Below are 26,400 nucleotides of genomic sequence, written 5' to 3'. Positions count from 1 at the left end.
AATTGTATGTGATTCAGTTCATATAGCAACGCTATAGGTGCTAGGGTAGCGGTTATGAGTTTGGATGGCCAGCTTCCCCCCAAAATGCGGCTGCTCCGCGCAGCCGCGGAGTTGCTGGCAAATTCGGCGGGAGCGCCGGTGTCCACCCGCCAGATCACCCAGCTGGCGGGCGTTTCGGCGCCCACGCTGTACCACCACTTCGGTGACAAGGAAGGTCTGTTCGACGCCGTCGTCGCCGCAGGGTTTGAGGAATATGTCGCGGGCGAAAGGGATTTCGCCCCTTCCGGACAGCCGCTCGAGGACATCCGGAGAATGTGGGACAACCACGTCCAGTTCGGCCTGAACCAGCCCGAGCTGTACCTGGTGATGTTTGGCAACATCCGCCCGGAAAGCCGGCCCGCCATCGTGGCGGACGCCGAGGCGCTGATGGAAGAGATGCTGAACAAGGCAGCGGCGGCGGGCCAGCTGAACGTCCAGCCCAGGGAAGCGGCCAGGTCCATCCTGGCGGCCAACGTGGGCGTGACGTTGATGCTGATTGCGGAGTCCGTCGCCGAAAGGAACCTCGAATTGTCCACCATGACCCGGGACGCCATGATCTTCGCGGTGTCCGCCGAGCCCGCCAGCGGCCCGGCCGCGGGCAGCACCGGAAAGTCCTCGGTGGTGGTGGCCGCGATCGCACTGAACGCCGCACTTCAGGCCTCGCACTCTGACCAGCTTTCCAGCTCGGAACTCAAGCTCTTCCTCGAATGGCTGCACCGGATCTCCACCAGCACCGCCGGTTAAGCCCCAATCAGCGCATTACCCAGCACTACGTCGTCGTAATCATTCGGACCATCCTGCGGAGCAGCAGGAATGACGGTTAGGAAATCACATGGCAACAGAGACAGTTGCAAAACCCCGCACCAGCGCGCGCGTGCACGTCCAAAAGTTCGGGACATTCCTGTCCGGCATGATCATGCCCAACATCGGTGCGTTCATCGCCTGGGGCATCATCACCGCCCTCTTCATTGAGAAGGGCTGGCTGCCGGTGCCGCAGCTGGGTGGTTTCGGCGAGACCGACGGGAAGCCCAACATCGGCCTCGTCGGCCCCATGATCACCTACCTGCTGCCCCTGCTGATCGGCTACACGGGCGGCAAGATGGTCTACGACGTCCGCGGCGGCGTGGTGGGTGCCATCGGCACCATGGGTGTGATCGTCGGTGCCGGCATCCCCATGTTCATCGGCGCCATGATCATGGGCCCGCTGGGCGGCTGGACCATGAAGAAGATCGACATGCTGTGGGACGGCAAGATCCGCCCCGGCTTCGAGATGCTGGTCAACAACTTCTCCGCCGGCATTTGGGGCGCCTTGCTGGCCCTGCTGGGCTTCTACGGCATTTCACCGCTGGTGACCGCCTTCAGCACGGCCGCCGGCAACTTCGTCCAGTTCCTGGTCCACAACGGCCTCCTGCCGCTGACCAGCATTTTCATCGAGCCGGCCAAGGTCCTGTTCCTGAACAACGCCATCAACCACGGCGTGCTCACCCCGCTGGGCGTGCAGCAGTCGCTGGAGCAGGGCAAGTCCATCCTCTTCCTGCTGGAAGCCAACCCCGGTCCCGGCCTGGGCCTCCTGCTCGCGTACGCGTTCTTTGGCCGCGGCGCCGCCAAGGCCTCGGCCCCCGGCGCAGCCATCATCCAGTTCCTGGGCGGCATTCACGAGATCTACTTCCCGTACGTCCTGATGCGTCCGCTGCTGATCCTGGGTACCATCGCCGGCGGCATGACCGGCATCGCCACCCTGGCCATCACCAACTCCGGCCTCGTGGCGCCGGCCGCGCCTGGCTCCATCTTCGCCGTCCTGGCACAGACCTCCCGCGACAGCTACTTCGGCGTGATCCTTTCGGTGGTGCTCGCGGCCGCCGTGTCCTTCCTGGTGTCCTCCGTGATCCTGCGCACCACCAAGCACAGTGACGAGGCGGACCTCGGCGACGCTACCGCCCGCATGGAGGCCATGAAGGGCAAGAAGAGCTCCGTTGCCTCAACCCTCACCGGCGCCGGCGCGGGAACTGCCGCCGGTGCGGCCGCCAGCCGTGGCGGGGTAGGCGTCCTGGCCGGTCCGGTGCGCAACGTGGTGTTCGCATGCGACGCCGGCATGGGCTCCAGCGCCATGGGAGCCTCGGTGCTGCGGAACAAGATCAAGGCCGCCGGGTTCCCCGACGTCAAGGTCACCAACGCCTCCATCGCCAACCTCACCGACAGCTACGACGTCGTGGTGACCCACCAGGACCTCACCGAGCGCGCCAAGCCGGCTACGTCCAGCGCCGTGCACTACTCCGTGGACAACTTCATGAGCAGCCCGCGATACGACGAGATTGTCGAGCTGGTCCGCGAGAGCAACACCGAGCGCGATGGCTCGGCCGACGCCGGCGCCACCCACGGTGCGCACGCCGCCGAGGCACCGGTGGACGCTGCGCCCGCTGCCGCGGCAGGAACTGCGGCTTCCACTGCCGGGACCTCCGAGATCCTGGCCCGGGAGAGCGTGGTCCTGACGGGTTCGGCCACCACCCGGGACGCCGCCATCGACGAAGCGGGCAGGCTGCTGCTGGCCCGCGGCGCCGTGGATGAGGGCTACATCGCCGCCATGCACGAGCGCGAGGAATCGGTGTCCACCTACATGGGCAGCTTCCTGGCCATCCCGCACGGCACCAACGCCGCCAAGGACCACATCCGCAAGTCCGCGGTGTCCGTGATCCGCTACCCCGAAGGCATCGACTGGAACGGCAAGGAAGTGAAGTTCGTGGTGGGTGTCGCAGGCATCAATAACGAACACCTGCACATCCTGTCCTCCATCGCCAAGGTCTTCACCAACAAGGACCAGGTGGCCCGGCTTGAGGCTGCCACGTCCGAGGATGAAGTCCTGGAGCTCTTCGGAAAGGTCAACGCATAGTGAAGGCAGTACATTTTGGCGCCGGCAACATCGGGCGCGGCTTCGTGGGCCTGCTCCTGCACGATGCCGGCTACGAGGTGGTGTTCGCGGACGTGGCCGAGGAACTGATCACCCGCCTGGCCGCTGCGGACAGCTACGCGGTCCACGAGGTGGGGGAGAACCCCGCAGTGCGGACGGTGGACAACTTCCGGGCGCTGAACTCCAACGCCCAGGAGGCTGAGCTGGTCGCGGAGATCGCGACGGCGGACATCGTCACCACGGCGGTGGGCCCGCACATCCTGAAGTTCGTGGCGCCCGTGATTGCCAAGGGCATCGTGGCCAGGGAACCCGGCCGGGAACCCTTGCAGGTGATGGCTTGCGAGAACGCCATCAACGCCACGGACATCCTGGCCAAGGAGGTGGCCGCGCAGCCGGGGGCCGCCGCCGGGGCCCTGGACGGGAAGGTGGTGTTCGCGAACACCGCCGTGGACAGGATCGTGCCCAACCAGGAGCCCGGCCAGGGCTTGGACGTCACCGTGGAGACCTTCTATGAATGGGTCATCGACCGGACCGCCTTTGGCGACTCCGCCCCGGTGATCCCCGGTGCCACCTTCGTGGACGACCTCTCGCCCTACATCGAACGGAAGCTGTTCACCGTGAACACCGGGCATGCCTCCGCGGCCTACCTGGGGTTTGAGGCGGGGCTGGAGAAGATCTCCGACGCCATGGCGGACCAGGATGTGGCCGAGGACGTCCGGGCGGTGCTCGAGGAGACCAAGCAGCTCCTGGTGGCCAAGCACGGCTTCAGCAACGACGAGCAGGAAGCCTACGTCCAGAAAATCCTGGTCCGGTTCTCCAACCCGTATCTGCCGGACACCGTCAACAGGGTGGGCCGCGCGCCGTTGCGGAAGCTGAGCCGCCACGAGCGGTTCATCGGCCCGGCGGCGGAGCTGGCAGAACGCGGCGTGGTGCCCGAGGCCCTGCTGGGTGCCATTGCTGCAGCGCTGCGCTTCAACGATCCCGCAGATGCCGAGGCCACCGAGCTCGCGGACATCCTCGGCTCCGCCAGCCCGGCTGACGCCACGGCCCGGATCACCGGACTCGAACCGGGCCACCCGCTGTTCAACGCCGTCGCCACCCTCGTGGAAGAGCGGCAGGCGGAACTGGCAGGCACGCCCGCCTGACGCACCCCCGGCACGCGCCATCACAACGACGCCGGCACCCACTTCATTCCAGTAGTGGGTGCCGGCGTCGTTTGTCTTACTGCGCTATCAAACCCCCGCTCACCTTTGGCAGTTCTTTCCCAAACCCCCGCTCACCTTTGGCAGTTCTTCCCCAAACCCCCGCTCACCTCTGGCAGTTCTTCCCCAAACCCCGGCGCAGATCCTGTGACAAGCTGGGCAGGTGATCCCTCCTGAAGATGCCGCGCCCTGTTTGCTCACCGCCGACGTCGACCGCGGTACGTTCCGCCTTCGCCTCGCCACCCCCGCAGACCTCCCGGCCATGGTCCGGCTGCTCGCCGACGACGCCATGGGCGCCGGCCGCGAGACCTCGCGGGACATGGAGCCTTACCAGCGGGCCTTTGACGCGATCGACGCCGACCCCGCCCACCTCTTGATTGTTGGCGAGACAGTGCCGGCGGGGGACCAGGCCGGGCCGGTGGTGGCCACCTTCCAGCTCAGCTTCCTTCCCGGCATCTCCCGGCAGGGTGCGTGGCGCTCGCAGCTCGAGGGCGTCCGCGTTGCCGCGTCCCTTCGCGGGCAGGGCCTTGGGAAGCTCATGGTGGGCTGGGCCATCGCGGAGTCCCGGCGCCGGGGCTGCACCCTGATGCAGCTGACCACGCACCACAGCCGCTCCGCGGCGCAGCGGTTCTACGAGCAGTTGGGCTTCGAGGCCAGCCATGTCGGGATGAAGTTGACGCTCTGAACCTTGACTGTTAGGTGCCCTAAATGTTAGGCTACCTAACGATGAACGACGATAACGCACTCCAGGAACTTGCCAGCGGATTCCGCGAAGCCCTCCGCCACAGCGTCTACCTGGTCCGGCGCCTCGACGCCGACGGTGAACTCAGCGCCGCCCAGCTCAGCACCCTCAAGATGCTGCTCGACGAGGGCCAGCGCGTCGGCGAGATCGCCCGCAACCTCGGGGTCCGCGTCCCCAGCGCCACCGAGCAGATCATCAAGCTCGAACGCGCCGGGCTGGCCCGCCGCGAGCCGGATCCCAAGGACTCCCGCGCCGTCAGGGTGATCCTGACCCCCGAGGGCCGGGACGCCGTCGACTCGGCAAACCGGCGCCGCAACCAGGTGATGGCAGACATCCTGAGCACCCTCAGCGACCAGGACCGCAAAGCCCTGGCAGACGCGCTGCCGGTCATCGACAAGATCAACGCTTCCCTCCAGAACTGAACCAGTGACGAATTTAGGAGTACCCTCCATGGACGGCCAGCTCGCAGACACCCTGCCGGCACCAGAAAACACCCTGCAGGCCGAAAAGGCCTCATTCCTCAAGCAGCCGAAGGCGGTGTGGGCCACCGCCCTCGCCGCAGTGTTCGCCTTCATGGGGATCGGCCTGGTGGACCCCATCCTCCCGGCCATTGCCACCAACCTGCAGGCGAGCCCCAGCCAGGTCTCGCTGCTGTTCACCAGCTACTTCCTGGTCACCGCCCTCGCCATGCTGATCACCGGGTTTGTCTCCTCCCGGATCGGCGGCAAGCGGACGCTGCTGATCGGCCTGGCCGTCATCGTCGTCTTCTCCTCGCTCTCCGGCCTGTCCGGCAGCGTCGGTGAGCTGGTGGGCTTCCGCGCGGGCTGGGGATTGGGCAACGCCCTGTTCGTGGCAACGGCACTCGCTGTCATCGTCGGTGTCGCCAGCGGCGGAGCCGGGACCGCGATCATCCTCTACGAAGCGGCCCTGGGTCTGGGTATCTCGCTTGGACCGCTCTTGGGCGCCCTCCTGGGCGGCTGGCAGTGGCGCGCACCGTTCTTCGGCACCGCCGTCCTCATGGCGGCCGCCTTCATCGCCCTGATCGCCTTGCTCCCCAAGACTCCACTGCCCGAGCGCAAGGTCCGCCTGCGCGATCCCCTGCTGGCACTGGGCCACAAGGGACTGCGGACGACGGCGGCGAGCGGCCTGTTCTACAACTACGGCTTCTTCACCATCCTGGCCTTCACCCCGTTCATCCTGGGCATGAACGCCTACGGAATCGGCGGCGTCTTCTTCGGCTGGGGCGTGGCCGTGGCCATTTTCTCCGTCTTCGTGGCACCGCCGCTGCAGGCCCGCTTCGGCGCCGTCAAGGTATTGACCGGCACCCTGTTCCTGCTCATGCTGGACCTGGCCGGCCTGGGCTTGGCGGCGGGGCACTCGGTGCCGGCCGTCGTCGTCCTGGTGATTGTTGCCGGTGCCCTGCTGGGCGTCAACAACACCATCTACACCGAACTGGCCATGGGTGTTTCCGATTCGCCCCGCCCGGTGGCGTCCTCCGGCTACAACTTCGTCCGCTGGATGGGCGGCGCACTGGCCCCGTTCGCGGCTGCGCAGCTCGGTGAGCACTTTGGCCCGCAGCTTCCCTTCTTTGCTGGCGCGGCGGCCATGGTGGTCGCCATCCTGATAGCCCTCGGCGGCCGCTCCTACCTCTCCTCGCACGAACCGCACGTCGTGTAAGCGGCCGGACAACAAACAAACCCTCCATCACGCCAGGTGATGGAGGGTTTATTTGTATTCCGGCGAAAGCTGAAGAAGCGGTCAGGCCTTCTTGGAGCCCTTGGGCACGAACAGCGTCTCTGCCTGCTCCAGGGACATCCCGTTGGTTTCCGGCACCTTGAACATGACAAAGAAGAAGGACGCGGCTGCGAACAGCGCGTACATGGCGTACGTCAGGGGCAGCGAGCCGGCGGCCATCACCGGGAAGCTGAGGGTGATCGCGAAGTTGGCCACCCACTGCGCGGCAGCTGCCAGGCCCAGGGCCCGGGCACGGATCCTGGACGGGAAGATCTCGCCCAGGAGCACCCACACCAGCGGCCCCCAGGACGCGCCGAAGCTGATCACGAACACGTTGGCTGCCACCAGCGCCACCGGACCCCAGGCGCCGGGGAGGCTAGTGTTCTCGCCGCTTCCAGTTGCCGAGGAGAACGCGAGGGCCATGGCACCCAGGGACACGGCCATGCCCACGGACCCGGTGAGGAGGATGGGGCGGCGCCCCACACGGTCCACCAGGGCGATGGCCACCAGTGTGACCATGATGTTGGTGACGGCCGTTGCCACGGAGATGGCCAGGGAGTCCTTCTCCTGGAATCCCACGGCCTTCCACAGGGTGGTGGAGTAGTAGAAGATCACGTTGATGCCCACGAACTGCTGCAGCACGGACAGGATGATGCCCACCCACACCACCGTCTGCAGGCCAAAGGTCTTGCCGCGGAGGGAACCCTTTTGTCCGGCCAGCTTGTCCTCTTCGATGGCTTCCCGGATGTCGCGGATGTGCCGGTCGGTGTCCTCTGCGGGCGCGATCGAATCGAAGACCTTCCGGGCCTGGTCCTCCTTGCCCTGGAACACCAGGAAGCGCGGGGATTCAGGCAGCGTGAAGGCCACCCAGCCGTAGACGACGGCGGGAACGGCCGCGGCAAGGAACATCCACCGCCAGGCTTCGATGCCGAGCCAGAACGACTGGTCCGCGCCGCCGGCAGTCGTGGCCAGGAGCGCATCGGAAAGCAGGGCTGCGAAGATACCGGTGGTGATGGCCAGCTGCTGCAGGGAGGCCAGGCGTCCCCGGACCTTTCGCGGTGAAATCTCGGAGATGTAGGCGGGGGCGATCACCGATGCCAGGCCGATGCCCAGGCCGCCCACCAGGCGCCAGAAGATCAGGTCCCAGACGCCGAAGCAGAAGCCCGTGCCTACAGCGCTGACCAGGAAGAGCAAGGCGCCCAGCTTCATGGCGGGAATGCGGCCGTAGCGGTCCGCCACCTTGCCGGCCAGGAAGGCCCCTGCGGCGCAGCCCAGCAGGGCGATGGCCACGGCGAAGCCGGTCACGGCCTCGGACAGGGCGAATTCTTCCTTCATGGCGTCCACGGCGCCGTTGACCACGGACGAGTCGAAGCCGAAGAGGAATCCACCCACCGCCCCCGCGAGCGCCAGCCAGATCACCCGCCGCGGAATCCGGGTGGTTGTCTGCTCCTGTGCAGTGGGCATGGTTCTCCCTGGTGTTGGGGGCTTTATGGATGCGGTGCGGACGTCGTCGGCTGCGGTACCGGCCAGAAGGGCCGGCGCACACGCGCTAAACAGTGTGGCACGTCACCGCCGCAGGTTCCACTTGGCGGCCCCGCCCCACAACTCGCCCCACAACGAAAAACGACGACGGCGGGCCACGCCGCCGTCGTCGTTTGTTCTGTGCGCTTCCGGGCCTAGTGGGCCGGGATCTGCATGTCGTCCTTATCCTGCGGGGAGGCTTTCTGGTCCGTCAGCTTCTTCCGCGGCAACGCAAAGCTGATGAGGAACGCCAGGCCCGTCAGGGCAGCAGCGGTCAGCATCACGGTGTCGATCGAGGTGGCGAAGCCTTCGGTGATGGGCCTGGTCAGGGTGGAGTTGGCGGTGTGCAGCCAGCTGGTGTCGTTCAGCGAATCGTTTGAGGCGCCGTTCTTGAAGAAGTCATACAGCTTGGCGTTGGCAGGATCGGAGGCGACGGCCGGGTCCTTCAGGACGGCGAGGTAGGCAGGATCCGTCGTGGCGCTCTTCATGCCGTCGGCGATCCGGCTGGCAGCCAGGCTGAAGAGCATGGAGATGAACACGGCGGTCCCCACGGCGCCGCCCATGGAGCGGAAGAACGCCGCAGAGGAGGTGCCCACGCCCATGTCGCGCGGCGGGACGGAGGTCTGCATGGCAAGGGTGAGGGGCTGCATGCAGAAGCCCAGGCCGATGCCGAAGAACACGGCGATGACGCCGGGAACCCACAGCCCGGTGTCCACGCCCAGGGAGAAACCCATCACCAGGGCGGCAGCGGTCAGGATGCCGGTGCCCATGATGGGGAAGATGCGGAACGTCCCGGACGCGGAAATGGTGCGGCCGGCGGTGATGGAACCGAACAGGATGCCCACCGTGAAGGTGATCATCATCAGGCCCGCCTGCGTGGGGGTGAGGCCCTTCACCAGCTGCAGGTACATGGGGAGCATGGCGATGGCGCCGAACATGCCGATGCCGATGATGAAGTTCAGCAGCGAGGACAGCCCGAACGTGACGTTGTGGAAAAGCCGCAGCGGGATCAGGGCGTAGTCGCCGGCGCGCTTTTCGGCGAGCAGGAACCAGGCAATGCCCACGACGCCCAAGCCGTAGCAGAGGAAGGAGTTGACCGAGGCCCAGCCCCAGGAGCGGCCCTGTTCGGCCACCAGCAGGAGCGGAACGATGGCCACCGTGATGGCCGCGGCGCCCCAGTAGTCGATCTTTTGCTTCAAGTGCTTCGCGGGCAGGTGCAGGAACAGGAACACCACGGTCAGGGCGGCGAGTCCGATGGGGATGTTGATGAAGAAGACCCAGCGCCAGCCGTCAAAGCCCAGGATGTTGGCGGAACCGGCGAACGCGCCGCCCACCACGGGACCGAGCACCGAGGAAATGCCGAAGACTGACATGAAGTAGCCCTGGAACTTGGCACGGTCCTTGAGGGAGACGATGTCGCCGATGATGGTCAGCGCCAGTGCCAGCAGACCGCCCGCGCCGAGGCCCTGGATGCCGCGGGCAACAGCCAGTTCGGTCATCGAGTGCACCGAGCCGGCGTAGAGCGAACCCACCAGGAAGATGGCGATGGCCGTCAGGTAGAGCGGCCGGCGGCCGAAGATGTCGCTCAGCTTGCCGTACAGCGGGGTGCTGACGGTGGACGTGATCAGGTACGCGGTGGTGGCCCACGCCTGCAGCGAGAGCCCGTCGAGATCGTTGGCGATGGTGTAGATGGACGTTGAAACGATGGTCTGGTCAAGGGATGCGAGGAACATGCCAAGCATCAGGCCAACCATTACCGTGACGATCTGGCGTTGCGTCAGTGTTTCTCCGGCGCGGGGCGCGGCAGAGGCTTTAGACATGGGGGGCTCCAGGGGAAGAAAAGGATATAAGCAGCGATAGTTGCTTTCAGTAACTATCTTACTCGCACTTTTTATTCCCCGCCCTGCCAACTTTCTGCGGCTGCCCGTTGCCGGGTTGGGCCCCCTGCCTAGGCCTCCACGAGGATGCCGTCGGGGTCGCACCAGATGGCCACCCCCGGGCGGATGGTGACGCCATCGATCACCACATCCACGTCAACCTCCCCGGTGCCCGCCTTCAGGCTCTTCTTCGGGTTGCTGCCGAGTGCCTTGACCCCAAGTTCCAGCCGGGAAAGTGCCTCGCGGTCCCGGATGGCGCCATTGATCACGACGCCGGCCCAGCCGTTTGCCACGGCGCTTTCGGCGATCATGTCCCCCATCAGGGCCGTCCCCAGCGATCCGCCGCCGTCCACCACCAGGACGGCGCCGTTCCCCGGGGAAGCGAGCGTCGACTTCACCAGGGCGTTGTCCTGGAAGCACCGGATGGTCCGGGCCGGGCCGTGGAAATGCGACCGGCCGCCCAGGGACTGGAACTGCAGGGAGATCGATGCCAGTTCGGAGCCGCGCTCGTCATAGAGGTCTGCAGTGTTCACGGCGGCGCTTTCTGCGGGGGTGGGTGCGCTCATCTGTTGCTCCTTGATCTTCAGTGACGGGGCGGCCGGGGCGGTGCCCGGCGGCCAGGTACGGCCCACGATAGTCTGATTCCCACCGCCAACCGGCCGCACCAGGGGGAGCCAAGCCAATGAGTCTGTCCAAGAAGCCGCCGCTGCCGGGCGGCGCCTCCCCGGAACGTGCGACGACGGCGCTTGCCGAGCCGGTGCAGAAGGTCACTGCGCGGTGGGTCACCGGCCTGGTGCTGGTGAATGTGGGCATCAACGCGGCCTTCTTCGGCCCGATCAACGTATTTATCGGCCAGCAGGCCATCAGCATTGACGCGCCCAGCAAGGAAGCCATCCTTTCCCTGGTGACGGCCTGCGGTGCCGCAGTGTCCCTGGTGGCCAACCCGCTCTTCGGCGCCCTCTCGGACCGGACCACCTCGCGCTTGGGCCGCCGCGCCCCGTGGGTGCTGGCAGGTGCCGTGCTGGCGACGGCGGCCCTGCTGTCCATGTCCTTCTCGGGTGCTGTGGCGCTCATGGTGCTCTTCTGGTGCCTGGTCCAGCTGGGCGCGAACGCCGCGTACGCCGCCATCACGGCCGCCGTCCCGGACCGGGTGCCCGTGGCCCAGCGCGGCGGAGTGGGCGGGCTTGCGGCGATGGGCCAGACCCTGGGCATCCTCACCGGCGCCGTCTTCGGGGCGGTGGTCACCGGCAACTTCATGGTGGGTTACTGGCTGTGTGCCGCCGCCCTGCTGCTGTCCGTCCTGCCGTACCTCTTCCACCGGAACGATCCCGCCCTGCCGAAATCGGACCTGGAGGCTTTCCGGATCGGCAGGTTCCTGCGCGGCTTCTGGATCAGCCCGTTGCGGTATCCGGACTTCGCCTGGGCGTGGCTGACGCGTTTCCTGGTGAACGTGGGCAACCAGCTCACCATCGTCTACCTGCTTTTCTTTTTGCGGGACGTCATCGGCTACCCGGATCCGGCCACCGGGGTGCTGGTCCTGACCGGCATCTACGCGGTGATGGTGATGGTCACCGCGGTACTCGCAGGTCCCTGGAGCGACAAGGTGGGCCGGCGGAAGCCGTTCGTCATCGGCTCGTCCGCCACGATCGCCATGGCCGGGGCCATCATGGCGTTCTTCCCCGTGTGGCCGGGCGCCCTCGCCGGGGCGGCGGTCCTGGGCATCGGGTTCGGCGCCTACCTCGCGGTGGACTTCGCGCTGCTGACCCAGGTCCTCCCGTTCGCCGCCAGCAGGGGCAAGGACATGGGCGTCATCAACGTGGCAAACTCCCTGCCCCAGGTGGTTGCACCGGCCCTGGCGCTGGTGGCCGTGACGTATGCGGGCGGCTACCGGACACTGTTCCTCACGGCTGCCGTCATCGGGCTCCTGGGTGCTGTTTTCGTGGTCAAGATCAAGGGCGTGGACTGACCGCAGGCGGCGGAAAGTAAGCCCGCTGACCAACCTGCTCCGCGTGGTTGCCGTATAGTTGAACCGGGCTGCAGGGTGGTATGGAAATGGGGGCACTCCTGGCCGCAGTCCCCTAAAACACAACCCCGGAATGCTGATGCCCGAGACTTTTTCAGACCATCCGCCCATGGCCGCCCGGCCTTCCGCTCCCCGCCAGCGCCTCCGCTACGCGCGGATCCTCGATACCGCCGCAGGGTTTGCCCGCAAGGGGCTTGACGCCGTGGAACTGTCCGAGGTCGCAGAAAAAGCCGACGTGCCGCTGGGCACGCTCTACCGGTATTTCCCGTCTCCTACGCACCTTATGCTTGCCCTCTTCCGGCAGCAGCTGGACGAGCTGCAGGCCGGCGCCCGCGGATCGTCCCCGCGTTTCCGCGGCCGTGCCCTGTCCGGCCTGGTGATGGAGATTTTCCATATGCGGGTCATGCAGCCCGCCGTGGAGCAGTGTTTGAGCCGGGGTGTCTACCTGCCGGAGCGGGACACCACCGAGCTCCTGCGCGAGATCGACGCGCTCAGCGAGAAGCTCGTTGCCGGCGCCTGCGGCGATGCGGTGGGCGCACGGGTCCTCCTGCTGACCGTCACTGGTCTGGTCCAGTCCGTCCGGAACCGCCGCCTCTCCCTCTTCGAGGCCGAGGAAGCCCTCAAAAAGGCGTGCGGAAGGCTGACTCCGGAGGCCGAATCCGGATTAACAGTGACCAAAACTGCGTAACTGGTCTAGACCAATAGGTAAATAAATACGCCATAATGCAGTGATCTGAATCACTAAACTGCCAGATTAAACGTTTTGCCATGGGAGAAGGCGTTTTATGCCGTTCCGGCGGGCCAGTCGGGGGTGCCTACCATGGTCGCACTGGAGCGGCAGGGCGGAAACACCCCCGGCGTTCCCCTGGACCCGCCACCCTTGGGTTTCCTGTCGCACTACTTCCCCCGCTGGGCCCGGCCGGGTTCCAGCTCCATGTGCCGTGCGCCCACGGCGAGCACCAGGAGACAACGACGTGTCCATTGACGCAGTTACCGCCACCGACAACTCAGCAGCAACGGCCCTGACCGACGACGAAATCTTCGGCGCGCACCAAGGCGGCAAGCTGTCCGTGACCAGCACGGTTCCGCTCTCCAACAAGCGGGACCTGTCCATCGCCTACACCCCCGGGGTAGCCGAAGTCAGCCGCGCCATCCACGCCAGGCCTGAACTGGCCCGCACCCTCACCTGGGCCGAGCGCCTGGTGGTCGTGGTCAGCGACGGCACAGCCGTCCTGGGCTTGGGCAACATCGGCGCCAGCGCCTCCCTGCCCGTCATGGAAGGCAAATCGGCGCTCTTCAAGACCTTCGGCGACCTCGACTCCATTCCGCTGGTCCTCAACACCACCGACGTGGACGAGATCGTGGAGACCTTGGTCCGCCTCCGCCCCAGCTTCGGCGCCGTCAACCTCGAGGACATCTCCGCACCCCGCTGCTTTGAGCTCGAGGAAAAGCTGATCGAGGCCCTGGACTGCCCCGTCATGCATGATGACCAGCACGGAACCGCGGTGGTGGCCCTGGCAGCCCTCACCAACGCCGCCAAGGTGACCGGCCGCGGCCTCGAAGGCCTCAAGGTGGTGGTATCCGGTGCAGGCGCCGCCGGCATCGCCGTCGCCGAGATCCTGCTGGCCGCCGGCATCACCGACGTCGTCCTGCTGGACTCCCGCGGTGTCATCAACAGCAGCCGCGCCGACCTCGCGGCCGATACCGCCAGCAAGAAGGCGGACATCGCAGCGCGCAGCAACCCCCGCGGCATCACCGGCGGCCCCGCCGAAGCGCTGGCCGGCGCGGACGTGTTCATCGGCGTCTCCTCCTCCAAGCTGGCTGAGGAACACCAGGCCCTGATGAACCAGGACGCCATTGTGTTCGCCCTGTCCAACCCGGACCCCGAAGTCCTGCCCGAGGTAGCCGTGAAGTACGCCGCGGTGGTGGCCACCGGCCGCAGCGACTTCCCGAACCAGATCAACAACGTCCTGGCCTTCCCTGGTATTTTCCGCGGCGCGCTGGACGCCGGTGCACGCCGCATCACGCCGGCCATGAAGCTGGCTGCCGCCCGCGCCATCGCGGAGCTCGCTGCCGAGGACCTGTCGGCCGACTACATCGTGCCCAGCCCGCTGGACCCCCGCGTCGCCCCCGCGGTCACTGCGGCCGTCGCCGCGGCGGTGGAAGCGGAGTAGGCCCGCGCCTGGTGTCAGGCAACGACGGCGGTGCCTCCTTCGCGGAAGGAGGCACCGCCGTCGGGCGCTTAAGGAGCGCCCCTAGACTGGGGACCATGACCTCCGAAACCGTGGTGACCATCCTGTGCGGCCTGGGAATCCTGGTGGGCGTGGCCGGCACCATCATCCCCGTCCTTCCCGGCAGCGTCCTGGTAGGCATCAGCCTGTTGGCCTGGGCCATCTGGGGCGGCGCCGGCACCGTGGGATGGGTGGTATTCGCCGTGGCCATGATCTTTGTTGCCGCGGGCATGACCGCCGGCGCCGTGCTCACCGGCCGGAAGCTCAAGCAGCACGCCATCCCCAGCCGGAGCGTCGTGGTGGCGCTCGTGGCGGCCGTTGTGGGGATGTTCATCCTTCCGGTGCTGGGACTCTTCATTGGTTTTGCCGCCGGCCTGCTGGTCAGCGAGTTCCTCCGCACCAGGGATTTTCCGATGGCGGCCAAGTCCAGTTGGGCTGCCCTGAAGGCCACCGGCCTGGGGATGCTCGCCGAGTTCGGGCTGGCCTGCCTGGCCGCCAGCACCTGGGTGGTCGGAGTATGGATTACGGCAGCCGGCCGCTGACCGCCCGGCGGGGCCCCACCCCTTCCCGGTTAGCATGGAACGATGAGCGCCGGGGACACCGCACCGATCTACTGGGACAGCCGCGACCTCACACCGTTCGGGCACGCGCAGCTGCGGACCCCGGTCCACGACCTTGCCGGCGGAGTGGGCGGCCTGCTCACCGGAGTGCTGGGCGGACGGAACCCGGCCCTGCTGTCCATCGACGGCGAGGTTCCGAGGCTTAAACGGTTGCCGTCTAAACCCGCCAAAGCCGTCCACGAGGCGGTCTTCACCAGCCGCGAACCCGAACGGCTGATCTACCTGGCACGGACCTACCCCGGCTGGGCCGGGCTGTGCTACCTCATGGCCGGCCTGCTCGAGTACAAGCACGGCGGTTACCTCCGTGCCTCCGAACTCCTGCAGCGCGGCCTGACCACCAGGAACGATGAGGAAGCCAACCGCTACTCGTCCACCTACCTCACCAGGATCCTCACCCGGATCGAATTGGCCGAACGGGTGGAAATCCCCGTGCTGTTCAGCGAGGAGTCGGTGTTCCTGGCCCTGGCCCACTCGCTGCGCGAGACAGGCCGCACGGAAGCTGCCCTGGACGCCCTGGCGGGGTTGCCGCCGTCACTCCCCATGGCCCTGGCCCGCTGCTCCCTGGCCCTGGCCCTGGACCTGGGCCGGAGCCGCACCGTCATCGACTGGACGGAGGGCTTGCTGAATGCCGACGACCTCTCCGCGGCCCTGCTCCTGGTCCGTGCCCGGGCGCTGCGCCGGGAAGGGCGGCTGGATGCGGCGCACCAGGCCATCGCCGAGGTCCTGCGCCGCCGCAAGACCCACCTGGCACTCCGCAACGACGCCCTGACAGACCGGGCACTGCTGGTGTTGGAGTCAAGCCGGCGGTCCCTGAACCCGCGCGACTGGGGACGCCGGCGCGTGGACCCGGAGCCGCAGCGGGAAATCGGGGCGCCGGTGCCCATCCGCAAGGACGAGGAAATGCGGCGGATATGGGAACAGGACTGGAAGGAACTCAGCGGGGACTAGGCGCGGCCGGCCAGGAAGGGCACCAGCTGTTCACCGAGCAGCACGGCACCCAACGCCACCATGATGATGCCGCTCGCAAGGGTCACTACGCGCGCGGCGCCTGGCCGGCTCTGCAAGAGCGTCCTCGAGAGAAGTGCCACCGCCGTGTAGACCAGCCCCGCCAGGGCCACGAACGTCATTCCCAGCAGTCCCGACTGCACCGGCACCGGCAGGGAGGCGTCCGCGCTGACGAACTGCGGAATCAGCGCCACATAGAACAGCAGCCCCTTGGGATTGATCCCGCTGGTGCCCATGCCCTGCAGGAAGGTGCGCAGCTGCGTTCCGGAGCCGCCTGCCGCCGCGGCGCCAAAGCTTGCGCCCCGCCAGGAGCGGAGAGTCCCAATGCCGAGCCAGAGAAGGTAGGCCGCGCCCGCGAGGGTGATCCAGCCCAGGAGGCCGGGCATGCCGGCCAGCAGGGCCGCCAGGCCGGCCACCAGCAGGACGGTGTGCAGGACGTAGCCGCCGCAAAGCCCCGCCACCGCCGGCACGAAACTGCGCTGCCGGAGGCCGGCCGCGATGGTGTAGGCCCAGTCCACTCCCGGCGTGCAGGCCAGGGCGGCGGCCACCACGATAAAGGCGAGGAACAGCTGGGAATTCACGGGGTTCTCCTGTCGACGGTGTCTCAAGAGCAACCATAGGGAGAATGACGCCATAAGTGCTGTCCTGTTTTCGCCCGCCCCGCGGTGAGGGCAGTATGTTTATTGCGTGATAGATCGAATTGACAGGAATATTTTGCGGTACCTCCAGGAGGATGGCCGGATGACTGCCACGGCACTTGCCGCAAAGGTGGGCCTGACGGTGGCGCCGTGCCACCGCCGGCTGCGTGACCTGGAGCAGTCCGGCGTGATCCGCGGCTACAAAGCGGACATCGACCCGGCCGCCGTCGGCCTGGGCTTCGAGGCGATCGTGTTCGTCACCCTGCGGCAGGTTGACCGTCCCACCATGGAAATCTTCGAGAACAGGGTGGCGGACAACCCCAACATCGTGGAGGCGCAACGGTTGTTCGGTTCCCCCGACTACCTGCTGAAGATCATCGCCGCGGACCTGCCCGCCTACCAGCGTTTTTACGACACCGAGCTGACATCGCTCCCGGGGGTGGAGCGGCTGACGTCGACGCTGGTGATGAAGAACCTGAAGTCCAACGCCGGTCCACCGGTATAGCGGCTGCCTAGGGTTTGCCCGTGGCGGCGATACCGGCCTCAGCCTCCGGGGTGTAGTACTTCCCGGCGAGCTGCACGGAGTAAATGAAGGTCATCCGGCCGGTGTCGTGATTGGAAAGGATCTCGGCTGAAAAAACTGTCCCGGTCTTGTTGCCCATTCCGGGATTCCACTGTTCCTTGCCTGACCCGTCCTTGAAGTCCGACCCAACGGGTTCGGCGTCCTGGAGGATGACGAACCCCAGTTCATCCGCCGCCCGCCTGATTTCGGCATTGGCGTCCCGGGCGTCAGGGTAGTTGATGAAAATGTCGATGTGGTCGACGATGTTGTCCGCCCCGGGACGGATCCGGATGGTATCCGTACGCATTTCAACCACGCCGTGGGGTGTGGTCATGGTGACGTCAATCAACCTGCCGGAGTCAGCTGCCACCAGGGCTCCGTCTGATCCTGCCGGGAAGCCGAGCGCGGACATGTCCATGGGAAGGCTGGTGAAGTCGAAGACCGCTTTCCCGCTGCTCTTGATGGCATCGATGCCTTCCGGGGTGAACTGGGAATTGCCGTTGGCCACGATCTCGTCCTTTTCGTTTGAATGTGCGTCGGGGAACGTGCCGCAGCCGCTCAACAGCGCCGCGAGCAAGGCCGTGAGGACAAATCGCAGCTTCACGGGGCACCCACAGCCTTGCGAACGTCCTTCGGCACCATCCGGTACTCCTCCACTCGGTCAGGCATGGGTTTCACCATCTCACCGTAAGGGTCCTTCTCTCCGTGCAGCCAGTTCTCGTAGGCGCCGAGGGTGTCCTGGTCGATGAGGCGCCACCGATCCTCCCGGACAGAGATGTTGCCGTGATGGACATCGATGCCGACCGGCGGGAACCTGCTGATGTCAACGTACGGGGTCGCCGCAGGGAACTGCTCGTAGTAGGACTTCGCCCCTTCGATACTCGGTTCACCCAGCACCGTCATGGCCTCGGTAAAGACCGTTCCGGTGGTGCGCCCGCGGATGTTGTCGTAGTCATCGGCGATGACGTAGTTCTGCTCCTGGTCCGCCATGTTGAGCGACGCCTGGTGCAGGACCGTCTTCTCGGCAGGCGAGAGGTGGTGGAAGCCCTCCGGGCCCGGATACGCCGGGACAGAATCAATGCCGGCCCACGCGTCATTCATTCGAGTGCTCACCAGGCCTGCTGCCTCCATGCGCTGGATCTCCGCCAGGCCGCCTTGCTGGTAGGCAAAGTGCTGTGATCCGATGTCCGTGAAGATCTCCTTCTGCATGTCCAGGAAGGTGGTTTCGTAGTACTGCAGCTCAGAGGTGCTGAACTCCGCCAGCGCGGCCAGCGCTGCGCGCTTCACCGGATCTCCGCCTGACAACAGTGGAGTGATGTCCCGGCCGGCCTCCGCCATGTGGTGGAGGAAGGCGATGTCTTCAAAGCCGGCGATAAAGGTTGGCCCCACCTGGTTGGCCATGCCGATCCACTCCATGCGGGGATCGCCCTTATATAGCTCGGCGTAAAAGGCGTAGACCTTGTAGATATCGGCGCGGTTGTAGTCAACACCCTTGGATGGATCCCAGTGGTTGGGGTCGATCCCGGCCTGCCGCATGGCGGATTCGGCCCAGTACTGCTGGAGGAACTGGCCGTAGGCGTTGACCTTGCCGCCCGGGCCGGTCGGCCGCAGGGCGCCGGAGTCCACCAGGCCGTCCAGGATGCCTTTCGCGGCATCGGCATTGGCCTGGTTCTGCCGGACCCAGTGCCCGAATTCCACGGACTTCAGGTAGGCATCGCGTTCCGCAGGAGTCATTCCGTTGAGTTTGTCCGTCAGCTCCCGGGCGGCGTCGTCAGGCGACGACGTGCCGCCACCGCCTGCACCTCCCGATCCACCGCCCGCCGGGCCGTTGCTGGCCCGGTCCTGCTCGTCGGCATTCTGCAGCAGCGCCTTGGATGCGCTGCGAACGCCGGCTGCCGCCGCCCTCAGCGTCCGTGCGTGGGAGCCGTTCCAGTCGCCGCGGAAACGCTCGCCGTCACTGCCCTTCCAGCTCGTGGAGGCAATGGAGCCGCCCAGTTGCTGCCCCAACTGCTCAAGCCGGCCGGCGCCCCTGGCCAGTTCCTGTGCCAGCTGGCGCAGCTGTGCGACGTCCGCGCCATAGAAGTTTCCCGCCATTTTTCCCCCAGTGGATCTTTCGCTGCCAGCCTAGCCGTAGTGGCTGACCGGCGGCGATGGGGAGAGCTGCCCTGTGGGCGCCGGCTACCCCTGCCCGTCATGGAGCAGCCCGGTGGTCCGGTACGGGATGACCTCGCGCAGGAACATGCTCGTGGAGGTGCGGACAATGCCGGGGCAGAGGCGGATTTCCTCGGACACCCGGTAGAGGTCGTCAGGGCTTTTGGCCACCACGCGGATCAGCAGGTCAGTGTCCCCTGCGGGGGCATGGCATTCCAGGACTTCAGGGATCTTGCGCAGCGCAGCGATGGCCTCGTTCAGATGGCTCTGGTCCAGTTCTGCGCTGACGGCGGCGGCCACCCCGCGGCCGAGTGCGGTGGGCAGGACCCGGCTGCTGTTGGGGCGGAGGGCGCCGGAGGCGGCCATCCGCTCCAGGCGCGACTGGACGGTACCGCGGGCAAGGCCCAGTTTCTGCGCAAGCACCATGATCGGTACCCGTGGATCGTCATCAAGCGCGGCCAGGATGCGCCGGTCGGTCGAATCGAGTTCCTGCAATCTGACCACTTCCTGCGTTGTGATGAGCTTCGAATTAGTCAATTTGACTACGTTTGATTGCTCCGGTTGCGCCTACTGTAGGTCATCTGCTGAAATCATGGCAATAAGGGATGCAGGCTACCGCCGCGGTCCCGCAGGCTACAGGACCCCCGGCACACCACCCGGTCCCTGGACCAGGCTTCCCGCAAAGACGCTGCCGCAGATTGACTCTTGTTCACACCAATGTCATTCCGCATCACACGGCAAGAGCCCCTGAGCTACCGACGTCGGCATTCCCCGAAGTCATCGGTAGCTGAGGGGCTCTTGTGCTGTTCCGCTTAGGGTGGATCCATGAGTTCCGCAGGACGTTTCGCCCCCAGTCCCTCCGGTGACCTGCACGTCGGAAACCTTCGGACCGCCATCCTCGCCTGGCTCTTTGCGAGAGCCTCGGGGCGGGCGTTCCTCCTTCGGGTGGAGGACCTGGACCGCGCCCGCGCCGGATCAGAGGCGGGACAGCTGAGGGACCTCCAGGCCGTCGGCGTGACCTGGGACGGCGGCGTGGTGCGGCAGACGGAGCGCGCGCCCCTCTACGCCCGGGCCATTGCCGGGCTGGAGGAGGCGGGGCTCACCTACGAGTGCTTCTGCACCCGCCGGGAAATCCAGGAGGCCGCCTCCGCTCCGCACGCGCCGCAAGGCGCCTACCCGGGGACCTGCCGCAACCTGGACCGGGCGGAACTGGAGTTCAAGCGCTCCACCCGGCCCGCGGCCCTCCGGCTGCGGGCGGACGTCGCCGAATTCACGGTCCATGACACCCTGCACGGCGAGTTCACCGGGGTGGTGGACGACCTGGTGCTGCGCCGCAATGACGGTGTCACCGCCTACAACCTCGCGGTGGTGGTGGACGATGCCGAGCAAGGCGTAGACCAGGTGGTCCGCGGTGACGACCTCCTCCCGTCCACGCCGCGGCAGGCCTACCTCGCGTCCCTGCTGAATATTCCTGTTCCGGAATATGCCCATGTGCCCCTGGTGGTAAACCGCGACGGCGCGAGGCTGGCGAAGCGCGACGGCGCAGTAACCCTGGCGGACCTGGCAGCGGCCGGGGCGGACGCAGCCCGGGTCCGGGACACCCTCCTCGATTCCCTGGGGCTTCCGCCCGGACCCTTGGCGAAGGCCCGGGCGTCCTTTGACCCCCGCTCGCTCCCCGTGGAGCCATGGACATGGCAGGGCGTGCCCGGGGCGGGCGCGTAGGCTGGTCCCATGCCAGAAACAGGAAGCGCGGACGCGAGCCTCCAAGGGCCGAGATTCACGGTGGAGACTGCCAAGGTCCTCGCCGAAGTTGCCCACAACCGCCAAAAGGACAAACTCAAGCGGCCGTACCGCGAGCATGTCCTCGCCGTCGGTGACGCCCTGGCCGATTTCGACGACGACATCCGGATCGCCGGCTACCTCCATGACATCGCGGAAGACACCCCGATCACCCGGCAGGCGCTGCTGGACATGGGCGTCTCCGAGCGCGCTGTGCGGATCATCGAGCGCGTCACCAAACGGCTGCACGAGAACCCGGACGACTACCAGGCCGGAATCCGTTTCATCGCCGAGGACCATGACGCGACCCTGGTCAAAATTGCCGACAACGCCCACAATTCGCTGCCCGAACGGGTGAAAGCACTCGCGGACAAATGGCCCGACAAGCCGCCGGTCACCCGCTACGACGACGCGCGGCCGGTGCTGTACGCAGCAGTTCCGGTAGAGGAAACCCGCAAGATCCTGGCCCGGATCAACCCCTGGCTGCTGGAGGAATTCGACGCCATGCTGGACGAGGACGACGACACCGACTACGAGAACCTCTCCTACGACGACGTTTCCGGGGATTAGACCCGGCCCAGCGAACCGATGTCCTCCAGGAAGTCCGCCTGCACCTCCGCGCTGACGGTGGTGCGCGTTTCGCCGATCGCATCCAGGTAATCCTGGGTGGACGGCCCTTTCCGCACCGCCTCGCGTACCGAAACGTCACCGCCTGAAGCCAGCCCGCCGTCGTCGTACACCGCCTTTTCCAAGGCCCGCTGGGAGGCGCTCCGGGCGGCGTACTCGATGTCCGCCGGCGAAAACCCTTCGGTGCGTTCCACCAGCAGCTCCACATCCACGGCGTCCACCACGGCCGCCGGGATGAACCGCTGCCACATCGCCTCACGTGCCTGCCGGTCCGGCAAACCGATGGGAATCACGTAGTCGAACCTGCCGTGGCGCAGGAAGGCGGAGTCCAGCGCGCGGATGAAGTTGGTGGCGCACACCAGCAGCCGGCCGGGCTGTTCGCGGAATGCCGGAATAATCTTCAGCAGCTCATTGGTCACGCCCTGCAGCGGCGACGGCGGATCACCGGCCCGCTGGGACGCGATCTCCTCCACCTCGTCGATGAACACCACGGCATGCTCCAGCTCCGCGATCTCCAGGAAAGTCTCCCGCAGCGCACCGGCCAGGCCCTGGGGGTCGCCCGCAAGCCGGGACGGGAACACCTCGACGAACGGCCACTCGAGCCGGGATGCGATGGCCTTCGCGAAAGTGGTCTTGCCGGTACCCGGCGGGCCGAAGAGGACGACGGCGCGCGGCGGCACCACGCCGAATTCATCCGCCAGGTCCGCCTCGGCCAGCGGGAGCACCAGGCGGCGTTCCAGCAGCTCCTTTTCCTTGCGCATGCCGGCCACGTTCTCCCACAGGTCGCGGGCCAGGACGCGGCCGCCCAGCTGGCCCAGGGCCCCCAGTTCCTGGCGCTGCACCGGAATGGTGCGCTCGAAGTACCGCAGGTTCTTCTTCAGCGCGAACCCCCTGCCCAGGAAGGCCTCCACCCGGGTTTCGGACTCCGGCATCAGCGCGGAGAGCTTGTTCAGCCCGTGCGGGGCCATGCGGTTCTCGACGGCGGCCAGCAGCGAGGTGCCGATGCCGCGGCCGCGGTATTCGGGGAGGGTGGCAAGGAACACGATCCACCCTTGGTCGTGCGCGGCGCGTCCGACGGCGGCACCCACCACCTGGTCGCCCTGCACCGCCACCACCGCATGGTCCTTCTCGCAGGACGCGAGGACCTCGGAGAGCGCATACACGGGTTCGACGTTGTTCGCCTTCAGTGTCTCCCAGAGGTGCAGGATTCCGTCGAGGTCCGCCGAGTGGAAATCCCTGATCCGCCAGTTGGTCATGGGTTGCTCCTGTTGGTTCGTCGTTGAGCCAGTGTGGACATCTCAGGTGAGCATATGCGAAGCGCGGAGCGGGAGGGGTTGCGGCGGCGTTGCATGACGCCGGCCGCCCGCACGCCTGGCTCCGCTCAGATCCCCAGCCGGTCCATGGTGTTCCGCAAGGTGTCAGCGGAAAGCTGCAGGGCTGCCAGTTCGCCGCTGTCCATGGGTGTGTCCAGGACCCGGTGTACCCCGCCGCGGCCCACCACGCTGGGAAGTGACAGGGCCACTCCCGAGATTCCGTACTGCCCGGACAAGACCGTGGAGACGGGGAGGACGGCATTGTCGTCCCGCAGCAGCGCCTCCACGATGCGGGCGCCTGACAGGCCGATCGCGTAGTTGGTGGCCCCCTTGCCGGCGATGACCTTGTACGCGGCCTGCACCACGTCCCGGGCCGTGGCGGCCAGGTTGTCGGGCGTGAAGATCCGCTCCCCGCCGGCCGTCCAGTCGCGGATGGGGACCGGCCCGATCGTGGCACCGGACCACAGCGGAAATTCGGTGTCGCCGTGTTCGCCCACCATGCTGGCGTGGACGCTGCTCACGGAAACGCCTGCCTGGCGGGCCAGCAGCCACCGCAGCCGCGAGGTGTCCAGGACCGTGCCGGAGGAGAAGATCCGTTCCGGGGGCAGCCCGGAGATTCGCTGCGCGGCCACTGTCAGGACGTCGCAGGGGTTGGTCACCAGGACGTAGACAGCGTCCGGTGCCCGCTCAAGCAGCGGCGGCATCAGCTGTTCAAGGATCCGGACGTTGGTGCCGGCCAGGTCCAGGCGGCTCTGGCCCGGGTCCTGCTTGGCGCCTGCGGTAATCACCACGACGTCGGCGCCCTCCGTGACGGCGATGTCCCCGCCGCCGGCCACCGTTGCCGATGCCGCGGCGAACTGGCTGCCATGGGCAAGGTCCAGGGCCTCCGCCTCAGCCTTGGGCGCATTGACGTCGAACAAGGCGATACTGCTTGCCGAGCCACGGATCAGCGCGGCGTAGGCCAACGACGTGCCCACGCTGCCGGCCCCCACCACTGCGAGTTTGGATCCACCTGGCATGGTGCCCTTCCTTCCGGAATCGTTGAGACTGTCCTACCCGAAGAGTAGCGTGGCCCACATCACACGAACCCCCACTTAGGAGCCACCATGCCACATTTCGGACGCCGGCTCGCTGCTGTTACTGCGGCGCTGGCCATCGGCGTGTGCACCGGGGCCATCAGTCCCGCTGCAGCGGACCCCCGCCAGACCGACAAGAATCCCACGGCCACCGGGTACGGCGGCGCGGTCAGCACGGTGGACCCGGAAGCGTCGGCAGCGGCCATCGAAGTCCTCCGGAAGGGCGGGAACGCGGTGGACGCCGCTGTTGCCGCCGCTGCCACGCTGGGCGTCACCGAACCCTACAGTGCCGGCATCGGCGGGGGTGGCTATTTTGTCTACTACGACGCCAAATCCGGGAAGGTCAGCACCATTGACGGCCGCGAAACGGCGCCGGCGGGAATTACCCATGATGCCTTCATCGATCCCCAGACCGGCAAGCCCTACCCGTTCACCCCGGAACTGGTCACCAGCGGCGTCTCCGTGGGGGTGCCCGGCACCCCGGCCACGTGGGAACGCGCGCTGGAACGCTGGGGCACGATTGGCCTGGGGGAGGCTCTGAAGCCGGCCATCAAGGTAGCGGACCGAGGTTTCGTGGTGGATGAGACATTCCGCAACCAGACCCGGGACAACCAGAAGCGGTTTGCGGCGTTCACTTCCACCAAGGACCTGTACCTCCAGGGTGGCAAGCTGCCGGAGGTGGGGTCAGTCTTCAAGAACCACGACCTCGCGGACACCTACCGGCTGCTGGCACGCAACGGCATGGACGCGTTCTACAACGGCCCGCTGGCCAAGGAGATCGCCAAGACCGTGCAGACGCCTCCGGTGGATCTGACCATTGACAAGAAGGACCGGCTCCCCGTCCCTCCAGGCTCCATGACGGCGGAGGACCTGGAAAACTACAAGGCCGTGGACCAGGACCCCACCCACGTGAACTACCGCGGCTATGACGTCTACGGCATGGCCCCCTCCAGCAGCGGCGGCACCACCGTCGGGGAGTCCCTGAACATCCTGGACGTCTTCGATCTGCCGGCCTTGAAGGCCGACCAGCCAGCCGTCCTGCACCACTACCTCGAAGCCAGCGCCCTCGCGTTCGCCGACCGCGGGAAGTACGTTGGCGATCCCGCCTTCGTGAAAGTCCCGACCAAAGCCTTGACCGATCCCGTCTTCGGCAAGGAACGCGCCTGCGAGCTGGACCCAACCCATGCCGCAACCAAGCCGGTCCTGCCCGGCGACGTGACCTCCTACGACGGCACCTGCCCGGCCGGCCCGGCTGCGGCCGCCAAGGAGAAGGACACCGAAAACATCTCCACCACCAACATGACCGTCTCGGACAAGTGGGGCAACGTGGTGGAGTACACGCTCACCATCGAGCAGACCGGCGGGTCCGGGATGGTGGTTCCCGGCCGCGGCTTCCTGCTCAACAACGAGCTCACGGACTTCTCCACGGTGTACAGCGCCACGGACCCCAACCGGATCGAGCCGGGCAAGCGCCCGCGGTCTTCCATGTCGCCCACCATCCTGCTGGAGGACGGGAAGCCGTTCCTGGCACTGGGCTCCCCGGGTGGCTCCACCATCATCACCACGGTGCTGCAGACCCTGGTTAACAGGATCGACCTGGGTATGAGCACCCCGGACGCCATCGCCGCGCCGCGCGCGTCGCAACGGAACACGGCCAGCGTCACGGCCGAGCCTGCCTTCATCGACAAGTACGGAACTGCCCTGACGTCCCGCTTCGGCCACACCCTGACCCCGTCCGGCGACTCCTTCACCTCCGCCTCGGAGATCGGGGCGGCGACCGCCATCGAGTTCCTCAAGGACGGCCGGACGCTTGCGGCCGCTGAGCCGGTCAGGCGCGGCGGTGGCTCAGCCATGGTGGTCAAGCCGTCACAGTAGGCCGGCATTAAACGTCCGACGGCGGCACCCGGGTTCTGGAATTCGCAGAACCCGGGTGCCGCCGTCGGCGGTCCAGCCCTGGGGCAGTTACTTCTTGAAGGCGTCAGCCGGCGCGTTTGCGACTACGGGGGAGGTGCCGGTGTAGCCGTCGCGGGTTTCGGCGATGTGGCGGATGCGGGTGCGGCAGGCGTACCAGCCGGCGATCATGAGGATGGAGGCGATGGCGGTGACGAGCATGGTCAGGGGGGAGTCGATGAAGACCATGATGAGGACGCCGATGAGGAAGAGGAGGGAGAGGTAGCCGGTGTAGGGTGCGCCGAACATGCGGAAGGTGGGGCGTTGGACCCAGCCTTTGTCGGCCCAGAGTTTGAGTTGGATTTGGCACAGGACGATGGTGGCCCAGGTCATGATGATGCCGACGGAGGCGATGTTGAGGACGATTTCGAAGGCGTCGGCGGGGACGAGGTAGTTCAGGGGGAC

Annotated in this window: 24 protein-coding genes and 1 pseudogene; 15 read left to right on the top strand and 10 right to left on the bottom strand. The window is 66.7% G+C overall.

Translation table 11 applies throughout. The annotated features are described in order from the left end of the window. Positions 1-54 precede the first annotated feature (54 nt). The 6 genes from ACFVVC_RS11205 to ACFVVC_RS11180 all read left to right on the top strand — a co-directional run bounded on the left by ACFVVC_RS11205 (position 55) and on the right by ACFVVC_RS11180 (position 6,565). Positions 55-783: a TetR/AcrR family transcriptional regulator gene (locus ACFVVC_RS11205; RefSeq protein ID WP_387452764.1), complete on the top strand. Its 729-nt coding sequence runs from the start codon at positions 55-57 to the stop codon at positions 781-783. 88 nt (positions 784-871) lie between these two features. Next, entirely contained in the window at positions 872-2,926 is a 2,055-nt protein-coding gene (locus ACFVVC_RS11200) for a PTS mannitol transporter subunit IICBA (RefSeq protein WP_387452761.1), read from the top strand. Next, a complete protein-coding gene (locus tag ACFVVC_RS11195) occupies positions 2,926-4,089 on the top strand; it encodes a mannitol-1-phosphate 5-dehydrogenase (protein ID WP_387452758.1) in 1,164 nt (387 codons plus the stop codon). The genes ACFVVC_RS11200 and ACFVVC_RS11195 overlap by 1 nt, the downstream gene beginning before the upstream one ends. A 250-nt stretch (positions 4,090-4,339) precedes the next feature. Beyond that, entirely contained in the window at positions 4,340-4,831 is a 492-nt protein-coding gene (locus tag ACFVVC_RS11190) for a GNAT family N-acetyltransferase (protein ID WP_387453447.1), read from the top strand. Positions 4,832-4,872: 41 nt separating this feature from the next. Continuing rightward, positions 4,873-5,310 (top strand): MarR family winged helix-turn-helix transcriptional regulator, encoded by a 438-nt coding sequence (locus ACFVVC_RS11185; protein ID WP_387452755.1) that lies wholly within the window; start codon positions 4,873-4,875, stop codon positions 5,308-5,310. A 28-nt stretch (positions 5,311-5,338) separates the two neighbouring features. Continuing rightward, positions 5,339-6,565, top strand: coding sequence for an MFS transporter (locus tag ACFVVC_RS11180; RefSeq protein WP_387452752.1), 1,227 nt, complete (start codon positions 5,339-5,341; stop codon positions 6,563-6,565). An 81-nt stretch (positions 6,566-6,646) separates the two neighbouring features. On the opposite strand, the gene ACFVVC_RS11175 is transcribed toward ACFVVC_RS11180, so the two are convergent. The 3 genes from ACFVVC_RS11175 to rraA form a co-directional block, all read right to left on the bottom strand. Beyond that, positions 6,647-8,086 (bottom strand): sugar porter family MFS transporter, encoded by a 1,440-nt coding sequence (locus ACFVVC_RS11175; RefSeq protein WP_387452749.1) that lies wholly within the window; start codon positions 8,084-8,086, stop codon positions 6,647-6,649. Positions 8,087-8,298: 212 nt separating this feature from the next. Continuing rightward, positions 8,299-9,963: an MDR family MFS transporter gene (locus ACFVVC_RS11170; protein WP_387452746.1), complete on the bottom strand. Its 1,665-nt coding sequence runs from the start codon at positions 9,961-9,963 to the stop codon at positions 8,299-8,301. Between the two features lie 128 nt (positions 9,964-10,091). Then, positions 10,092-10,586, bottom strand: coding sequence for a ribonuclease E activity regulator RraA (gene rraA, locus ACFVVC_RS11165; RefSeq protein ID WP_387452743.1), 495 nt, complete (start codon positions 10,584-10,586; stop codon positions 10,092-10,094). Positions 10,587-10,702: 116 nt separating this feature from the next. Between rraA and ACFVVC_RS11160 the strand changes: the two genes are divergently transcribed. The 5 genes from ACFVVC_RS11160 to ACFVVC_RS11140 all read left to right on the top strand — a co-directional run bounded on the left by ACFVVC_RS11160 (position 10,703) and on the right by ACFVVC_RS11140 (position 15,842). Then, a complete protein-coding gene (locus ACFVVC_RS11160) occupies positions 10,703-11,986 on the top strand; it encodes an MFS transporter (RefSeq protein WP_387452740.1) in 1,284 nt (427 codons plus the stop codon). A 136-nt stretch (positions 11,987-12,122) separates the two neighbouring features. Next, positions 12,123-12,731, top strand: a complete 609-nt coding sequence (locus tag ACFVVC_RS11155; RefSeq protein ID WP_387452737.1) for a TetR/AcrR family transcriptional regulator — start codon at positions 12,123-12,125, stop codon at positions 12,729-12,731. A 286-nt stretch (positions 12,732-13,017) separates the two neighbouring features. Further along, the gene (locus ACFVVC_RS11150) at positions 13,018-14,217 is read left to right on the top strand and encodes an NADP-dependent malic enzyme (protein WP_387452734.1); all 1,200 of its coding nucleotides are present in this window, start codon (positions 13,018-13,020) and stop codon (positions 14,215-14,217) included. Between the two features lie 95 nt (positions 14,218-14,312). Next, on the top strand, positions 14,313-14,816 hold the full coding sequence (locus tag ACFVVC_RS11145; protein WP_387452731.1) for a DUF456 domain-containing protein: 504 nt from the start codon (positions 14,313-14,315) through the stop codon (positions 14,814-14,816). A 42-nt stretch (positions 14,817-14,858) separates the two neighbouring features. Next, positions 14,859-15,842: a hypothetical protein gene (locus ACFVVC_RS11140; protein ID WP_387452728.1), complete on the top strand. Its 984-nt coding sequence runs from the start codon at positions 14,859-14,861 to the stop codon at positions 15,840-15,842. On the opposite strand, the gene ACFVVC_RS11135 is transcribed toward ACFVVC_RS11140, so the two are convergent. Beyond that, positions 15,839-16,480: a LysE family translocator gene (locus tag ACFVVC_RS11135; protein WP_387452725.1), complete on the bottom strand. Its 642-nt coding sequence runs from the start codon at positions 16,478-16,480 to the stop codon at positions 15,839-15,841. The two genes, ACFVVC_RS11140 and ACFVVC_RS11135, sit on opposite strands and share 4 nt — an antisense overlap. Before the next feature lie 106 nt (positions 16,481-16,586). Here ACFVVC_RS11135 and ACFVVC_RS11130 point away from each other — a divergent pair, with 106 nt between their 5' ends. After that, complete coding sequence (locus ACFVVC_RS11130; RefSeq protein WP_285245686.1) at positions 16,587-17,042, top strand: Lrp/AsnC family transcriptional regulator; 456 nt, start codon at positions 16,587-16,589, stop codon at positions 17,040-17,042. A 7-nt stretch (positions 17,043-17,049) separates the two neighbouring features. Here ACFVVC_RS11130 and ACFVVC_RS11125 read toward each other — a convergent pair whose 3' ends face one another. The 3 genes from ACFVVC_RS11125 to ACFVVC_RS11115 form a co-directional block, all read right to left on the bottom strand. Continuing rightward, the gene (locus ACFVVC_RS11125) at positions 17,050-17,703 is read right to left on the bottom strand and encodes a hypothetical protein (RefSeq protein ID WP_387452722.1); all 654 of its coding nucleotides are present in this window, start codon (positions 17,701-17,703) and stop codon (positions 17,050-17,052) included. Beyond that, positions 17,700-19,193 carry a WXG100 family type VII secretion target gene (locus ACFVVC_RS11120; protein ID WP_387452719.1) on the bottom strand — a complete coding sequence of 498 codons (1,494 nt, stop codon included), beginning with the start codon at positions 19,191-19,193 and terminating at the stop codon, positions 17,700-17,702. Before ACFVVC_RS11120 ends, ACFVVC_RS11125 begins: the two co-directional genes overlap by 4 nt. A gap of 84 nt (positions 19,194-19,277) precedes the next feature. After that, complete coding sequence (locus tag ACFVVC_RS11115; RefSeq protein ID WP_387453444.1) at positions 19,278-19,745, bottom strand: Lrp/AsnC family transcriptional regulator; 468 nt, start codon at positions 19,743-19,745, stop codon at positions 19,278-19,280. Positions 19,746-20,075: 330 nt separating this feature from the next. Here ACFVVC_RS11115 and gluQRS point away from each other — a divergent pair, with 330 nt between their 5' ends. Both gluQRS and ACFVVC_RS11105 read left to right on the top strand, forming a co-directional pair. Next, positions 20,076-20,972 carry a tRNA glutamyl-Q(34) synthetase GluQRS gene (gluQRS, locus tag ACFVVC_RS11110; protein ID WP_387452716.1) on the top strand — a complete coding sequence of 299 codons (897 nt, stop codon included), beginning with the start codon at positions 20,076-20,078 and terminating at the stop codon, positions 20,970-20,972. Between the two features lie 9 nt (positions 20,973-20,981). Beyond that, complete coding sequence (locus ACFVVC_RS11105; RefSeq protein WP_387452713.1) at positions 20,982-21,599, top strand: HD domain-containing protein; 618 nt, start codon at positions 20,982-20,984, stop codon at positions 21,597-21,599. On the opposite strand, the gene ACFVVC_RS11100 is transcribed toward ACFVVC_RS11105, so the two are convergent. Both ACFVVC_RS11100 and ACFVVC_RS11095 read right to left on the bottom strand, forming a co-directional pair. After that, on the bottom strand, positions 21,596-22,912 hold the full coding sequence (locus ACFVVC_RS11100) for an ATP-binding protein (RefSeq protein ID WP_285246375.1): 1,317 nt from the start codon (positions 22,910-22,912) through the stop codon (positions 21,596-21,598). The two genes, ACFVVC_RS11105 and ACFVVC_RS11100, sit on opposite strands and share 4 nt — an antisense overlap. A 125-nt stretch (positions 22,913-23,037) precedes the next feature. Continuing rightward, on the bottom strand, positions 23,038-23,988 hold the full coding sequence (locus ACFVVC_RS11095; protein WP_387452710.1) for an L-lactate dehydrogenase: 951 nt from the start codon (positions 23,986-23,988) through the stop codon (positions 23,038-23,040). A gap of 87 nt (positions 23,989-24,075) precedes the next feature. Between ACFVVC_RS11095 and ggt the strand changes: the two genes are divergently transcribed. Continuing rightward, complete coding sequence (ggt, locus tag ACFVVC_RS11090) at positions 24,076-25,920, top strand: gamma-glutamyltransferase (protein WP_387452707.1); 1,845 nt, start codon at positions 24,076-24,078, stop codon at positions 25,918-25,920. An 87-nt stretch (positions 25,921-26,007) separates the two neighbouring features. On the opposite strand, the pseudogene ACFVVC_RS11085 reads toward ggt, so the two are convergent. Beyond that, a pseudogene (locus ACFVVC_RS11085) lies at positions 26,008-26,400 on the bottom strand (L-asparagine permease); the annotation flags it as partial.

The sequence above is a fragment of the Pseudarthrobacter sp. NPDC058196 genome (assembly GCF_042882685.1).
Classification (GTDB): domain Bacteria; phylum Actinomycetota; class Actinomycetes; order Actinomycetales; family Micrococcaceae; genus Arthrobacter.
Note: the sequence above shows the minus strand (reverse complement) of the source record. Positions and strands in the feature narration are given on the sequence as shown.